The 15106-nt window shown below is 56.0% G+C and carries 11 protein-coding genes; 5 read left to right on the plus strand and 6 right to left on the minus strand.

Annotated elements, in window-relative coordinates:
• A partial coding sequence (locus J1C54_RS13770) for a lysophospholipid acyltransferase family protein (RefSeq protein WP_229148928.1) occupies positions 1–891 on the minus strand: 891 nt, incomplete at its 3' end.
• Between the two features lie 99 nt (positions 892–990).
• Here J1C54_RS13770 and J1C54_RS13775 point away from each other — a divergent pair.
• Positions 991–1593 carry a tRNA-(ms[2]io[6]A)-hydroxylase gene (locus J1C54_RS13775; RefSeq protein ID WP_229148929.1) on the plus strand — a complete coding sequence of 201 codons (603 nt, stop codon included), beginning with the start codon at positions 991–993 and terminating at the stop codon, positions 1591–1593.
• Here J1C54_RS13775 and J1C54_RS13780 read toward each other — a convergent pair whose 3' ends face one another.
• Positions 1594–4620, minus strand: coding sequence for a TIGR03032 family protein (locus J1C54_RS13780; protein WP_229148930.1), 3027 nt, complete (start codon positions 4618–4620; stop codon positions 1594–1596). It abuts the gene before it with no gap.
• 225 nt (positions 4621–4845) lie between these two features.
• On the opposite strand from J1C54_RS13780, the gene J1C54_RS13785 reads away from it, so the two are divergent.
• A complete protein-coding gene (locus J1C54_RS13785) occupies positions 4846–7185 on the plus strand; it encodes a choice-of-anchor Q domain-containing protein (protein WP_229148931.1) in 2340 nt (779 codons plus the stop codon).
• A 202-nt stretch (positions 7186–7387) separates the two neighbouring features.
• Positions 7388–9718: a right-handed parallel beta-helix repeat-containing protein gene (locus tag J1C54_RS13790; protein ID WP_229148932.1), complete on the plus strand. Its 2331-nt coding sequence runs from the start codon at positions 7388–7390 to the stop codon at positions 9716–9718.
• 66 nt (positions 9719–9784) lie between these two features.
• On the opposite strand, the gene J1C54_RS13795 is transcribed toward J1C54_RS13790, so the two are convergent.
• The 4 genes from J1C54_RS13795 to J1C54_RS13810 are packed head-to-tail and all read right to left on the minus strand — an operon-like array spanning position 9785 to position 12223.
• Positions 9785–10396, minus strand: coding sequence for a TIGR02466 family protein (locus J1C54_RS13795; RefSeq protein ID WP_229148933.1), 612 nt, complete (start codon positions 10394–10396; stop codon positions 9785–9787).
• The gene (locus tag J1C54_RS13800) at positions 10393–11130 is read right to left on the minus strand and encodes a UDP-2,3-diacylglucosamine diphosphatase (RefSeq protein WP_229148935.1); all 738 of its coding nucleotides are present in this window, start codon (positions 11128–11130) and stop codon (positions 10393–10395) included. Before J1C54_RS13800 ends, J1C54_RS13795 begins: the two co-directional genes overlap by 4 nt.
• On the minus strand, positions 11127–11723 hold the full coding sequence (locus J1C54_RS13805) for a peptidylprolyl isomerase (RefSeq protein ID WP_229148937.1): 597 nt from the start codon (positions 11721–11723) through the stop codon (positions 11127–11129). Before J1C54_RS13805 ends, J1C54_RS13800 begins: the two co-directional genes overlap by 4 nt.
• Before the next feature lie 2 nt (positions 11724–11725).
• Positions 11726–12223 (minus strand): peptidylprolyl isomerase, encoded by a 498-nt coding sequence (locus J1C54_RS13810; RefSeq protein ID WP_229148940.1) that lies wholly within the window; start codon positions 12221–12223, stop codon positions 11726–11728.
• A 78-nt stretch (positions 12224–12301) separates the two neighbouring features.
• Between J1C54_RS13810 and J1C54_RS13815 the strand changes: the two genes are divergently transcribed.
• Both J1C54_RS13815 and J1C54_RS13820 read left to right on the plus strand, forming a co-directional pair.
• The gene (locus tag J1C54_RS13815) at positions 12302–13960 is read left to right on the plus strand and encodes a glutamine--tRNA ligase/YqeY domain fusion protein (RefSeq protein ID WP_229148942.1); all 1659 of its coding nucleotides are present in this window, start codon (positions 12302–12304) and stop codon (positions 13958–13960) included.
• Between the two features lie 47 nt (positions 13961–14007).
• On the plus strand, positions 14008–15105 hold the full coding sequence (locus tag J1C54_RS13820) for a geranylgeranyl reductase family protein (protein WP_229148944.1): 1098 nt from the start codon (positions 14008–14010) through the stop codon (positions 15103–15105).
• Position 15106: the final 1 nt, after the last annotated feature.

Below are 15106 nucleotides of genomic sequence, written 5' to 3' on the forward strand. Positions count from 1 at the left end.
AATCTTCTTCCTGCGAAACCGCTTGTAGTTCCAGATGTATTGCTCCGGTGCCTCGCGGATTAGCGCTTCGATGGAGCGGTTCATGGCTGCCAGTGAGCTATCAAGCTCGGCATCGTAGATGGCGGGATCTGGCTCGCGGATGATCAGCTCGTAGCCTTCGGTGCCGGGCAACCGTTTGGCGAACATCATGAAGGCGCGGGCACCGCTCTGCTGAAGTAGTTTGCAGGTCAGGGTGCCGGTAAATGTGGGTCGGCCAAAAAATGGAGCGATATCCCCGCTGCGCTTGTCTGGCACCTGATCGGGCAGGATGCCCGTTACCACCGGGCCGGATTTCAGGGCCCGGGCTACGCCGGCTACGCCGCGGGCGGTGGCCGGGTGCAGGGTGCTTTTGAAGTGGCTGCGGCTTTTACCTACCAGCGCGTTGACTTGCTCGAATTTGGACGGCTTGAACATGGCGTGCAGGTCGAATTCGCTGGATAGCCAGAAGTTGACCATTTCCCAGCAGCCAAGATGCGGGGCCAGAACGATAACCGGCCTGCCGCTGGCGAGGGTGTCGCGCAGTGGTTGGTCGCCGTCGATGCGGCGAATCAGCGGTAGGGCCCGTTGTGGATGCAGCCAGAGGTAGGCCAGCTCAATGGCGCCCTTACCGGTCTCGATCATCGACTGGCGTACCAGCGTAGCCCGTTCTGCTGGCTGCAGGTCGGCGAAGCAGATATCCACGTTGATCTGGCTGACCCGGCGTGACTCCCCGCCACGGAGCCAGGCGAACCAGCCGATCAGTGCGCCAAGACGGCGGTTCAGCGCCAGCGGCAACAGCGCCAGCAGGCGCAGGGCGAGTACGGCCATCTGGCCACGCAGTCGATCCTTGGGTGAGGCGTTGTTGTCACTCATGGCGGCGGATTATGCCTGTCACCCGGCGGGGCGCAAAGCGTCGTAACCTGACTTATAATCGCCGCGCTTTTAATGGTAGTGCCCCAACGGAGTGTTCTGATGCACGATATTTCAGCGATCCGCGCCTTTTTGCCCTGTGCCACGCCGCAGGCATGGATCGATTGGGCGCTGCAGCACCCGGATATTGTGCTGATTGACCATGCCCACTGTGAAAAGAAGGCGGCCAGTACGGCCCTGAATCTGATGTTCCGCTATGTGGACCGCCCCGAACTGCTGGATGCGTTGAGCCAGCTGGCCCGTGAGGAGCTGCTGCACTTTGAGCAGGTGATCCAGCTGATGCGTCAGCGCGGTGTGCAGTACGACCATCTTTCGCCGTCCCGCTATGCGGCGTCACTGCGCAAGCAGATGCGCAACGATGAGCCGGGCCGGCTGGTGGATGTGCTGATCATTGGCGCGTTGATCGAGGCCCGTTCCTGTGAGCGCTTTGCCGCCCTGGCGCCGTTTGTTGATGATGAGCTGGGCAAGTACTACCACTACCTGCTGAAAAGCGAGTCACGCCATTTCGAGGATTATCTGAAACTGGCCGAGCTGTATGCCGGCGAGGATATTTCTGCACGGGTGGCACAGTTTGTGGCGCTTGAGCAGGAGTTGATCGAGACGCCGGATACGGAATTCCGTTTCCATTCCGGCGTGCCGGCCTGATCAGCTAGTGGTTGGCTCTGCGTTTTTCTTTGCCGCCGCTTCGGCGCGAGCTTGCTCAATAGAGGTGTAATCCACCTGAGTCAGAGCATCGTCCGGCAGCGCATAGCAGGTGCTGACCAGCGGGTGGTCATTCTCGAGTACTTCCGGGAAGCGTGCGCCCATAATTGGCTGCACCGAAAAAATCTCCTGCACCGAACCTTCAAAGCGCAGAAAGGCAACGGTTTCGCCGCTGACGATATTAACCACCCAGACGCCACATTGACGCGGCTCATCCCGCTCGGTCAGCGGCAGGCCGCTGAATATGGCGCTCTCACGCACCTGGCTCAGGCCGATAAAGGCGTAGTCACCAACAAAGTCCAGACCACGGGTAAAGCCGGGTAGTTTGCAAACGTGCTCCAGCTTGCCGCTGGCCAGATCCACCTTGCTCAGCGAGCCCTCACCGGATTCAAGCACCCAGAGTGTGTTGCGGTACCAGCGTGGCGAGTGGGGCATGGACAGCCCTTCGGCAATAATCCGGTTGTCACTGATATCCATCAGCAGGCCACCGTTGCGCTTGTTTTCACGCCAGCCGCCCTTGCTGTCAGTTTTACCAAGCATGGTGACATAGCGTGGTTTGCCATCACGCATGGCCAGGCCATTCAGGTGGCAGCGGTCTTCCGGTGCATAGGCGCTGACAAATGGTGGGCGCCACATGGGCACAAAGCTGTGGTCGAAATCGCGTACACACAGGCAAGAGAACCGGGTATTGACGAACCACAGCCGGTTGTCGCCATCGAAGGCCATTTCGTGGATGTCGATATCGCCGGTGATATGGGTCTGGCGTGGCACATATACGGCATCGTGCTTGGTGTCCGCCGGCAAAAACGGCGCCGCCGCCGGCATGTTTCTGAATTCCTGAATCTGGTTAAGCGAGCCCAGGGCAAACTTATTGATATCACCGCACAGCCCCATGGGCTTTCGGAACAGCTTGAAGTGGGTGTTGATCTGGTTGTCCTGCTGGCGGACCACAATCAGCTTGCCGGCCTGATAGGTGGTCACCAGCAGACTGAACCCGCCCTGACGCAGTAGCGGGGGCAGGGAAGTGGTAAATACGGAGCTAAAATCCAGTGGTTCCTGGGTGTCCGTTGCCGAGCTGTCGTCGGGCTGGCTCATCGGCAGCTCTCCTTCTGTGCTGGTTGGTGTGGCAGCGGGTGCTGCGGGCTGCTCAAGTCCATGGATGCGTTGTTCAATCGGCTGCCAGATGTCGCGGCTGCTTTCGATATCACTTTCATGCTTGCGCCATTTGTCCGGAGACGGCGGCGTCAGGGTGTGTTGGGACAGCACATCACCCTTGGGGGCAGCGGGGGCATCGACGCCAATAAAGTCCCACAGCTGCTGCAATGTGCTCTCGGTGTCTTGGCACAGCTGCTGATAGCTGACCTGAGTCCAGTCATCATCCGCCAGTTGTTGCAGTTGGCTGAGAATGGTGTCGTTGGTGGTGGCCCACTGCCACGCGGCTATTTGTCCGGTGGGCTTATCTTTAAGGGCTTGCCAGCCGGGAGGCAGCAACAGCGACCAGGGGCGAGACCAGTCCGGCAGTTGGGGGTAGGTGACAAACCGGCCCGAACCCCAGGCTTCGATAATGGAGGCAATATTCTCCTTCGGGTCGCGGTGCAGCCAGATAAATCGTGCCTTGGGGAAGGCTTTCTTCAGGAAGCCGATGCGCAGGGCATTCTTGGGCGTCTTCTCAAGAAAGCGAAAAGGTACCTTCGCCTGAACGGGTTCGCCCTGATGGGTGCGTAGCCCGGCCAGATAGTTAGCTTTTAGCTGTGCGACCACCGCCTCGCTGGCATCGTCGGCATCCAGAGCATTGTGCCAACGCTGGTTTTGCCGTGGGTTTAACGGACCGATGGACTCGATCTGACCATGGCCTTCGCCGCCCAGTGTTAGCAGTCCAGCAGATTGGCTCAGGGTCTCGAACAGCCAGGAGCTGCCGCTGCGTGGCGCAGCCACGATAAATACCGGGCGGTCGAATAGCTCTTCTGGCTCTGGGGGGCGTGTCTGGCTTGCCGTTGTCGTCGCGGCTACTGGCGCTGGCGCCGCGGCAGCCGCTGCGGTAGCTACCGCCGGGTACACCAACGCCTGGCAGAGCATATTCTGAAGGCCCATTTTGTTGTTCAGGGCAAGCTCGGGCAGAGCTTTCACATCTTCGGCAAACTGGTCCCGGCGCTGTCGGTACGAGGCAACGGCAGGGTCGGGGCCATAGTGGCTCCATAGGCAGTGCCAGTCAGATATAAAGGCTTCTACCAGCGCTGATGCTCGCTGCGCCACCTCGTCCAGTGGGTTGGGCACATCCTTAAGGATACGTTCGCTCAAATAGCGCATCTCCCAGGGGGACATTACCTCGGGGGTGTTATAGCGCTCGGTGAGCAGGTTTGGCTCGATAGCCGGGTTCCACTGCATTACCGGGTCTGGCTGCCAGTCGCCTGCGGCGCCCGGTTGCGCAAGGCCTCGCGCTACCTGCTGCCAGAAATGGGCTGAGCCGGTGGTGTCCGCAACCAGATGGATGCGCCGGTCAGGGTGTGGGTTGAAGACGTTGTGCATGCGCCAGGTATCAAAGATCCACGACTCGCCGGCGCGCATATGCACGTCCGCATCGCCACAGTGAAAGCGCACTGATTCATTGGTTTGGATGGGCACATGCAGGCGCACGCGCTGGTGCCAGTAATAGTTGGCATCCATATGCCAGTTGGCCTCGGCATTGCCGTCGATGCGCATCAGGCGGGTGCGACCAAAGGTGGTGTTAAACGAGGCCAATACCTGATTCAGATAGGGCAGCGCCTGCAGGTTGGGCGTGGGCAGCATGGCACCACTGAGAGCGTCATCGCGAGAATTGCCATCGCGGGCAATCAGCAACAGCGCTGAATTACCGGGAAAGCCTTGTGGGTGTGGATTCCAGGCGGACTCCGGGATCGCGTTCACTTCTTCACGCAGTCGCTCGGCATCGAACTGTGCAGGCAATCTGATAAAAGGGTGGGCTAACTGCATGATTCCATTCGTTCCAGAGTGGGTTTGCAGAGGTTGGCATAGTGTGGCCACGGCCTCAAGTCAAAGTGGCTAATGATTTTATGCATGGCGCACCGATTTGGAGCAGGCATTTAAAGTGCAATTTTTCCTTCAAGTCATCAGCCTATAGTGGTAGAACGGGTGTCGGGTAAACGCTTTGGCGAGCGCTTTGTCATTGATACTGATCAAAAAAAAGGAAATCAGAATATGAAAGCGGAAAAATCAGCCAGTCTTTTCCGGCTGCAGGCTCTGGCAGCAGCCATTGGCCTCGCGTCCGGTGCCGCGCATGCGGTAGATCCGGTGGTAATCAGTCTAAACGATACCGGAGAGGGCACACTCCGTGAGGCTCTGTTCGAAGCCGAGAGTGATGAGGGGGTCCCCTCCACCATTACCTTCCAGGAAGGCCTGTCGGGAACTATTTCTCTGGAGTCTGCGCTGCCGCTTATCAGCGACACCACCATCATTGAGGGTAGCGGTATTACTATCAAAGGGGCCCCTGCCGGTAATGTGGAGTTCCTCGATCGGGGCCCGAGATCAGAGGACGCGGTTATCAGGTTCTCCACCAATAATGGAGACGATTTGACATTGCGTGGTCTCACCATTACCCGTGGTGTTGGCGGCGGCGTTTATGCATACCTTGGTGAAGGCGGCTCGTTGCTGCTCGAGGATGTGGTCATCACCAAGAACACTGGCAACTCTGCTGTGCTTGTGCGCGGTAACGGTAGTTTGGTACTGCAGGACAGCGTCATTTCTGGCAATAGCTACGAACTCTCCAGAGATATTCGAGCCAAAATGATTTACGGTTCTTATGGCGATGGCGCGGCCATCAATTCCAGATATGTCGATGTAGATGTGCTGGACTCCCAGATCATCGACAACACCGCCGGTGAAGATGGCGGTGGTATCCATGCCTATAATGGCAATGTCACCATTGAGCGCTCAGTGATTAGCGGTAACTCCGCGGGTGATGATGGTGGTGCTATTCTCCACGTTTCAGAGAGTGGGTCCGGCCTAGACCTTACTATCACTGACTCCACTATATCCGGGAATGTGGCCGGTGATAACGGAGCGGGTATCTTCTTCAGGTCTTATTACGGTGGAGAGCTGCAAGTTCTCAACTCTTCAGTGATTGGCAACCAATCAAATTCTGATGGCGGTGGCATCGACTTTTCGACTGGCCAAAGGTACGAAGGTACTTTCCGGCTGGAAAACTCTGTCGTTAAAAACAATAGTGCAGAATCTGATGCCGGTCTTCGCATCAGGTCTGAATCAGTGGAGATTATCTCTAGCCTGATCGAAGGCAACACGGCAAGCGAGAGCAATGGTGCTTTTGATCTCAATGCCGATAGCTTGACGATCTCCCGTTCTACGATTACCGGAAATAAGGCTCCTAGTAGAGCCATCGGTGACATTGATGCTCATTACTATTTTGGTGGTTCAGACTTTTCCATCGAAAGCACTACGATCAGTGGGCACTCCAGCAATGAGGGCTCTGCGCTGGATGTCAACGCTGGTTACTCGGGCAGCATAGTAATTGAAAACTCGACGGTTTCTGGTAACACTGCGCGCGACCCCGTGATTGAGTTCGAGTCGAGCTCCTACTCCGGCGCCGACCTCGATATTAATAACTCTACCTTCTCTGGCAACCGAAGCACCGCAGCACCTTCGGCGATTCAGGTGAGTGGTTTTGATGCAAGCATCACCCACTCGACCTTTGTCGATAACAAGGCTGTGGCCTCGGCGCTCTTCCCGTCGTCTGCGCAGCTTAGCCTGGTGCATACGAATGAGAGCTCGCGATCAGGTAATTTGACGAACTCAATCTTTACCTCAAACAATGATGCTGAAGTCATTGTTGGAGGTGGCGAGTTCAATGACGCCTATTCCTATGGCAGCGTCTCAGCGGAACTCAACACTGTGATTATGACCAACGGTGTTCAGGTCAGTGAGGGTGGTTCTACAGAGGGGACGCCTGATGAAGTTGATCCGCTGTTAGCGGATCTGGGATACCGTGGGGGCTTCACTCTGGTGCATGAGCCGCTGCCGGGTAGTCCGGCAATCGATGCTGGCGGTGAGGGCACGCGCCCGGATGATCGTGATCAGCGTGGCTTGGTCGGTAGCTTTGGCAGTGGTGCAAACTCTGACCTGGGTTCCGTCGAAGTGGTCAGCAACACGCCGCCTCGCTTGGTCGTCAATTTGAGCAAGCAAATTGACGGTGTGCTGGGTGCCGAAATTCCGGCGATTAGCGTGGCCGATGCCTTCGTTGATGATGAGGAAGATATTATCAGCGTTGTTGAGGTGTCTGGCCTGCCGTCCGGTCTTTTCTATGAAGGTGGAAATATTAGCGGCACTCTTGATGCGGTCGGTACATTCGCCGTGACGGTGATCGTGACTGACGACAACGCCCAGCCACTAGAGGCGGTGGAGCAGTTTGATGTGACTATCAGTGAGAAGAAGAGCTCCAGCGATAGCGAGTTTCTGGGTAGTGTTCCTGCCGGGTTCCTGGCGCTGCTGAGCTTTATGGCAATACTGAGACGTCGTTATAGTTGATGTCTTTCCCGCAAGGGTAATAAAAAAGGGCCTGATATCAGGCCCTTTTTTATGAGCAGCGCCGGCACATTGCAATCGAATAACTGAAGAAACCGGGTTTTGCCTTTATCTCGACAGTTTAAGCTGGTAGAAAAAGATTCGTTCCAACGGCTTTGCGGCCGGTTGTTCATTGATCAGGGTCATAAAAAGAGGAAAAAATAGTATGAAAGGAGATAAATCAATCAGTCTTTTCCGAATGCAAGCCTTGGCAGCAGCCATTGGTCTGGCATCTGGTGCCGCTCATGCGGTCAATCCTGTGGTCACCAATCTGGATGACACCGGGCCGGGCTCTTTCCGGGATGCGTTGGAGGCTGCTAATAACGACGAAGGCGCCGCGTCGACACTGACCTTCGCGGAGGGTCTGTCAGGCAATATCTCACTTCAGTCGTCGCTGCCGCCGATTAGCGACTCTTTGGAGATCATTGGTACTGGCATCACCGTTCGAGGCGGGCCAGACGTTGAGACCGCCGTAATTCAGTTTTTCGCTGAAAACGAAGAGACCTTCATAGTGCGAGGGCTATCCATTACTGACGGTGTTGAAGGCGGTCTGTATGCGTATCTTGACGGCGGTTCACTGCTGCTGGAGGACGTGGTCATCACTAACAATAGCGGAGGCCCTGGCATCGAGGTGCGTTCCGGTGATGTGGATGTTGTAAATAGCGTTATCTCAGGTAACAGCAATCAGGTCGGTCCAGATGGACGCTATGGTGATGGTGGGGGCATCGATGCCAGATATGTGGATCTGGAAGTAGTTGGCTCCCAGATTACTGATAATGTTGCCGGGAGCCGGAGTGGTGAAGGTGGTGGTATTAATGTTCGCTACGGTTCACTGCTAATTGAAACCTCGGTGATCGACGGTAACACCGCAGGCCGTCGCGGTGGCGGTATTCGCCTGAATCAATATCAAGATGGGGAACTGACGGTTGTTGATTCCAGGATTTCTGGCAATGTCGCTGAGAATGGTGCCGGCATTAGTCTCTATTCATATGGAGGGGGTGACCTGGAGGTTCGTAACTCCTCCATTACCGGGAACCGCGCTGAGTCCTCGGATGATGGATATATAAAGGGGTTGGTTAAGAGAGGTAGTACCGCCGGAGGTGGTATCGAGTTCTACAGCGGTAGATATAGCGAGGGCTCTGTTCTGCTGGAAAACGCTGTAATCAAAAATAATAGCGCGGACTCTGCTGGCGGTCTGCAAATATCTTCTGAGTCGGTAGATATCGTCTCCAGCTTGATCGAGCAAAACAGTGCATCCGAAAGTAATGGTGGCTTTAGTATTCGCGCCAATAGCTTGTCAATTTCCCAGTCTACGGTTACCGGGAATAGCGCGCCGGAAGGAGCTGCGGGTGAGATCTTCTCCCACTCGGAGTCCAGCGACGGAATGTCTATCGATAGCAGCACTATTAGCGGTCATTCCAGTAACGATGGAAATGTGCTGAGTGTTAGCACCGGGGACTATGGATATATTGCCATCAGCAATTCGACAATTTCCGGTAACACGGCGCGAGATGCTGTGGTGGTGATAGGGGCAAGTCGTGACAACTACTCCTCCATTGATATTTCGAATTCCACGTTTTCAGGCAACAAAAGCACCAGTGCGCCCGCAGCCATCGAGTTGACTAACAACGATATTACGGTCATTCATTCGACCTTTGTGGACAACAAAGCTTCCAGTTCAGAGCTTTTCGATACGTCAGTGCAGTTAAGTATTCTGGACACAGATGAAGGTACCACCTCGGCGCAGTTGGTTAGGTCGGTATTCACTTCTGGCAATGATGCTGAGGTGCAGATTGGCGGCAGTCAATTCGATTTCTATGAGGGTTACAGTTCGGGTTACAGCGTAAGTGCGGATTTTAGTACAGTAATTATGGCTAATAACGTTGCAATTTCGGAAGGGAGTAGTAGCGAAGGAACGGTTACTGTGACTGATCCGCAGTTGGCGCCTTTGGGGTATCGTGGCGGCTTCACTCTGGTGCATGAGCCGTTGCCGGGCAGTCCGGCAATCGATGCTGGCTCTGAAGGCTCGCGCCCGGATGATCGTGATCAGCGTGGTTTGGTCGGTAACTTTGGCAGTGGTGGAAACTCTGACCTGGGTTCCGTCGAAGTGGTCAGCAACACGCCGCCTCGCTTGGTCGTCAATTTGAGCAAGAAAATTGACGGTGTGCTGGGTGCCGAAATTCCGGCGATTAGCGTGGCCGATGCGTTCGTTGACGATGAGGAAGATATTATCAGCGTTGTTGAGGTGTCTGGCCTGCCGGCTGGTCTTTTCTATGAAGGTGGAAATATTAGCGGCACTCTGGAAGCGGCCGGTACATTCGCCGTGACGGTGATCGTGACTGATGACAACGCCCGGCCACTAGAGGCGGTGGAGCAGTTCGCGGTTACTATCCCGGAGAAGAAGAGCTCCAGCGATAGCGAGTTTCTGGGTAGTGTTCCTGCCGGGTTCCTGGCGCTGCTGAGCTTTATGGCAATGCTGAGACGTCGTTATAGTTGATGTCTTTCCCGCGAGGGTAATAAAAAAGGGCCTGATATCAGGCCCTTTTTTTTGGCGCAGGTTTGGTTAGCGGTCGACCACCATATTGAAGGCAATCGAGATGCGCGGCTTCTCCCCATAGTAGGGCGCAACCATATGGGTCAGGAAGGACGGGAATAGCAGCATTGTTCCGGCGGTGGGCTTGTAGCCAGTGGCAGGGGGGCGCTTCCACTCTCTGCCGAGCGGTAATGGATCAAAGAAAAGCACCTGGCCATCCAGTGAGTTCTGGTCGCTATCCTTGCCAGGCTCTCCCGCATCTACGTAAAAAACACCGGACCAAGTACAGGGGAGGTGCTCGTGTGGTGCATTCCAGTTGCCCCGGTAGTTGATGTTGGCCCATGCCGCAACCATGCGAATTTCTTTATACGGGCGGTCGTCTTCGAAGCTTTTTATAATGTTGGTGGCCACCTGAAGAATCCGGTGCATTAGCCACTTGCTGTCTGGGTGCTCGGTGAGGTGCAGGGTATCGCTGGAGTGCCAGCCGCCCTGATTGCTTCGGGTTATACCCTTGTCTTGATCCTTCAGGCGATAAAGATGTTGGGTGATTGATGGCGCTCGCGAGGAAAAATTGGGCAGCTTCTTTTCGTAGATCGGGATGCCGAAATGCCAGCGTGCGGTAACCGAACTTTTGCCACTCATTGGAGTTCTCCGATGGGGGATTCAATCAAGTTGTTGCCTTGGTGATCAGCGATGATAAACCATAGGGTATCGTTCCAGTCGCCCAGGACATAACGCTTCCCCGGGCCACTGGCGGTTTCAATGTCATGTACTGCCGGACGGTGAGTGTGGCCATGAATCATGTCTTTTACTGCGGCTTCATCTAATACGCGAAGTACTTCTGCAGGCGTCACATCCATGATGTTGTCCGCTTTGTTGGCATTGCCTTGCTGGCTCTGCATGCGCATGAACTGAGCGATCATGCGGCGTTCCTGTAAAGGTTTTGCCAGCATATCTTTTTGCCACGCTTCGTTGCGTACCATGGCCCGAAACTGCTGATATTTTTCATCCATGGTGCAAAGGCTATCACCGTGCAATAGCAGGGTGGGGCGACCATACAGGTCGACTACCGTGCCTTCGGCGAGCAGTGCGCCACCGCAGCGCTGGGCGAATTGTTCGCCGAGCATAAAGTCACGGTTGCCGTGCATGAAATAGAGCTTGCCACCGGCGTCACTAAAGCGTCGGAATATGGCTTCGGCGCTTAGGTTGAACTCTGCATCATCGTCATCGCCGATCCAGGTCTCAAACAGGTCGCCGAGCACATAGAGTGCTTCGGCTTTGCCCGCGTGCTCGGTGATCAGAGCATCCAGCGCATTCAGGTGGCGTGGGCGGGTGCTGTCCAGATGCAGATCGGAAATGAACAGGGTGTAACTCATAGCGTTGTCTTTTCTGCCTTGGGCGGCACGATACGCGTGGCACTATTAATCAGTACTGGCATGATCGGCACGTCCGGTACCGGATATCCGTTCAGGCGGCCTTGGCCAGTGCGTGTGCTACTGATCCGGTCAACCACGTCCATGCCCTCAACGACCTTGCCAAATACAGCGTAGCCCCAGCCGTCTGGAGTCTGGCCACGATGATCCAGTGAGCGGTTGTCAACGGTGTTGATAAAGAACTGGGCGGTAGCGGAGTGAGGGTCGAGGGTGCGCGCCATGGCAATGGTGCCACGGGTATTACGCAGACCGTTATTGGCTTCATTAGCCAACGGCGCCTTGGTTGGCTTTTGCTGATACTGCTGGTCGAAGCCGCCACCCTGAATCATGAATCCGGGAATAACCCGATGAAACACGGTGCCGCTGTAAAAGCCCTCATCAACGTAGCTTAAAAAGTTAGCCACGCTGTTGGGGGCTTTTTCGGCATCCAACTCCAGAACAATTTTGCCCAAACTGGTATCCAGCTCGACCCGCGGAGCGGTGTCGGCCAGCGCCGGTAAGGACAGGGAGAGCAGGGCGGCTAATAACCAGCGCATGATCAGCCCTCCACAATCTCGGCGGACTCAATCAGTACTGTATCCTTCGGCACATCCCGGTGGAAACCACTTGTGCCGGTGGGAACAGCTTTGATCTTGTTGAGCACGTCCAGACCATCGACCACTTTGCCGAACACGGCATAGCCCCAACCATCTTGAGACTGGGCTTTATCGAGGAAATGGTTGTCGGCCACATTGATGAAAAATTGCGCAGTGGCGGAGTGCGGATCAGAGGTGCGCGCCATGGCTACGGTGCCCACCAGGTTGGACAGGCCATTGGCGGCTTCATTCTTGATCGGCGCTTTAGTCGGCTTCTGGTCCATTTTCTCGGTGAAACCACCGCCCTGAACCATGAAGTTGCTGATCACCCGGTGAAAAATGGTGCCATTATAAAACCCTTCGTTAACGTAGCTGACGAAATTAGCCACGGTTTCCGGGGCTTTTTCGGCGTCCAGTGCCAGGGTGATGTCTCCGTAGGTGGTACGCAGCAGCGCTTTCATGGCGGCTCCTTTGCTTTGACGGGAAAGGGCTGCACTGTACACTAGCCTCCCTTCGATTTCAGCCGGTTCCGACCCACTATGACTGACCAGAATGCTGCGCCTACCAACTTTATCCGTCAGCTGATCGACCGTGATCTGGCCGAGGGGCGACAGACCGGGGTGGTCACCCGGTTCCCGCCGGAGCCCAATGGCTATCTGCATATTGGCCATGCCAAGTCGATCTGCCTGAACTTCGGTCTGGCGCGGGACTATCAAGGGCAGTGCAACTTGCGTTTTGATGATACCAATCCGGAGAAAGAGTCCGAGGAGTACGTCGACGCCATTACCCGTGATGTTAGCTGGCTGGGTTTTGAATGGGCCGGCGAGATCCGTTATGCCTCAAGCTATTTTGACCAGATCCATGATTGTGCCGTTGAGCTGATCAACAAGGGTCTGGCCTATGTTGATGAGCTGAACGCGGAGCAGATGCGTGAGTATCGCGGCACCCTGAAAGAGCCGGGTAAGCCCAGCCCATTCCGTGACCGCTCCGTGGCAGAGAATCTGGAGATGTTCGGCAAGATGCGCGCCGGGCAGATCGATGAGGGTGCGGCGGTGCTGCGCGCAAAGATCGATATGGCCAGCCCGAATATGAATATGCGCGATCCCGTGTTGTACCGGGTTCGCAAGGTGCATCACCACCAGACCGGCGATAAGTGGTGCATCTATCCCATGTATGACTTTACCCACCCGATTTCCGATGCTTTGGAAGGAGTGACCCACAGCCTTTGCACGCTGGAATTTGAAGCGCACCGGCCTTTGTATGACTGGGTGATCGAACATTGCACCCTGCCCGCCGTGCCCAAACAGACTGAGTTTGCCCGCCTGAATCTGAATTACACCGTCACCAGCAAGCGCAAGCTCAAGCAGTTGGTGGATGAGGGGCATGTATCGGGCTGGGATGATCCGCGCATGCCCACCATTGCTGGCCTGCGTCGTCGTGGCTATACGCCTGCCAGTCTGCGCAAGTTCTGTGACATGGTGGGCGTGGCCCGGGCCGACTCCACTGTTGATATGGCCATGCTGGAATCCGCCATTCGTGACGACCTGAACCAGAATGCGCCGCGGGCTTTTTGCGTGCTGCGCCCGCTCAAGGTGGTGATTGAAAACTGGGACGCGGACAAGGTGGAAATTCTTAATGGCCCGGTGCACCCGCAGAATGATGACATGGGTACCCGGCCGATTCCGATGACCCGTGAGGTGTGGATCGATCGGGAGGATTTTCTTGAGGAGGCGAACAAGAAATACAAGCGCTTGGTGCTCGGCGATGAAGTGCGCCTGCGCTATGGCTATGTGATCCGCGCCAATAAAGTGATTCGTGATGCCAGTGGCGAGATTAGTGAAATTCGTTGCAGCTATGACCCGGACACCCTCGGCAAAAACCCGGAGGGGCGCAAGGTACGCGGAGTTATTCACTGGGTGTCGGCAAGCCGCAATGGGGCTTGCGAAGTGCGCCAGTATGATCGTTTGTTTACCGAAGCCAATCCGGACAAAGTTGAAGAGGGCAAAACCTTCCTCGACACCATCAACCCGCAGTCGCTGACCGTATTTGCCGATGCGGTGGTCGAGGAGTCGTTGGCCGGTGCCTCGGTGGGCCAGGGCTTCCAGTTTGAGCGTGAGGGATACTACGCCGTCGACCCGGATAGCAGTGCGGGCAAGCTGGTGTTCAACCTGACCGTTGGCCTGCGGGAGTCTTTCTAACCTCTGGCGTGGCTGTCGTAGCGACCGCCGCTGCCGTGGAGAATCGTTTGAAGCAGGTAGATGTCATTGTTGTCGGAGCAGGGCAGGCCGGTTGTGCCGCTGCCTATGATCTGGCCAGTGCCGGCCTGACGGTGCTGATGCTTGATCGTCATGCTGGCACCGGGCATAAACCTTGCGCCGGTGGGGTCACTGAGAAAGCCCGCCGCTTATATCGTTTTCCCCTTGATAGCGTGGTTCGCGAAACCGTATCGCAGATGCAGATGAGCCTGTATCAGAAGTTGGAAACACCATTTGCCGCCGATACGCCGTTTTGCCTGATGACCCATCGTCCAGAGCTGGACCAGCTATGTCGTGAGCAGGCCCAGCAGGCTGGCGCCTCATTAACCATTGTTCGGCATATTTCCGGGTTTCAGAGTCACTCCGATGGCATTGTCCTGACTGTGGACGGCGAGCAGATTGGCGCACGCTATCTGATTGGTGCGGATGGTGCCCATGGTGCGGTGCGCCGTCTGGCCTTTGGTGGTGGCGCTCGACATGGTGCCATGGCCATTGAGGGTTTGCTTAGTCGTGAGCACTGCAGCCGCTATCCGCAAACCACCTTTGATTTTGGTGTGGTGCGCGGTGGTTATGGCTGGATGTTTCCCAAGGGCGATCATGTCAATGTGGGGCTTTATACTCGTACCCAGTCTGGCGGCACAGTCGATCGTCATGCGTTGGCAGATTACGCTCGTCAGCGTTTGGGTTCCGATGCGCTGACCCATGTGCAGGGTTTTCCGCTGGGCACCTGGGGCCATCAGCAACGCCTGGCCGCCGGACGAGTGTTGTTGGTGGGGGATGCTGCCGGCTTTACCGAGCCTCTGTTGGGCGAGGGCATATACGGCGCCGTATTAAGTGGCCAACGTGCAGCGACAGCTATTCTTTCAGGCCACGACGTGGCGGCGAACTATATTGCCGATATTGATCGCTGGCGCAGTGAGCTGCGCCGCGTGCACCCCATAGCGGCGGTCTTTTATTCCACCTTGCCGCTGAGTTTTGGTGTGCTCAAGCACGGCGTGCGCCGGCCGTTGATGAAGGGCTATGCCAACGGTCTAACGCTGGTGCAGAGCAAACGACTTTTCTTCGGTGCACATTTCACTCAGGCGTAAC

The organism is Alcanivorax sp. 1008, from assembly GCF_020667895.1.
Lineage (GTDB): Bacteria > Pseudomonadota > Gammaproteobacteria > Pseudomonadales > Alcanivoracaceae > PGZG01.

Excerpts from the sequence above, each read along its gene's own strand:
- J1C54_RS13815 (WP_229148942.1), top strand. The coding sequence starts at position 12,302 with ATGACTGACCAGAATGCTGCGCCTACCAACTTTATCCGTCAGCTGATC.
- J1C54_RS13775 (WP_229148929.1), top strand. The coding sequence starts at position 991 with ATGCACGATATTTCAGCGATCCGCGCCTTTTTGCCCTGTGCCACGCCG.
- J1C54_RS13800 (WP_229148935.1), bottom strand. The coding sequence starts at position 11,130 with ATGAGTTACACCCTGTTCATTTCCGATCTGCATCTGGACAGCACCCGC.
- J1C54_RS13790 (WP_229148932.1), top strand. The coding sequence starts at position 7,388 with ATGAAAGGAGATAAATCAATCAGTCTTTTCCGAATGCAAGCCTTGGCA.
- J1C54_RS13810 (WP_229148940.1), bottom strand. The coding sequence starts at position 12,223 with ATGAAAGCGCTGCTGCGTACCACCTACGGAGACATCACCCTGGCACTG.
- J1C54_RS13805 (WP_229148937.1), bottom strand. The coding sequence starts at position 11,723 with ATGCGCTGGTTATTAGCCGCCCTGCTCTCCCTGTCCTTACCGGCGCTG.
- J1C54_RS13795 (WP_229148933.1), bottom strand. The coding sequence starts at position 10,396 with ATGAGTGGCAAAAGTTCGGTTACCGCACGCTGGCATTTCGGCATCCCG.
- J1C54_RS13785 (WP_229148931.1), top strand. The coding sequence starts at position 4,846 with ATGAAAGCGGAAAAATCAGCCAGTCTTTTCCGGCTGCAGGCTCTGGCA.
- J1C54_RS13780 (WP_229148930.1), bottom strand. The coding sequence starts at position 4,620 with ATGCAGTTAGCCCACCCTTTTATCAGATTGCCTGCACAGTTCGATGCC.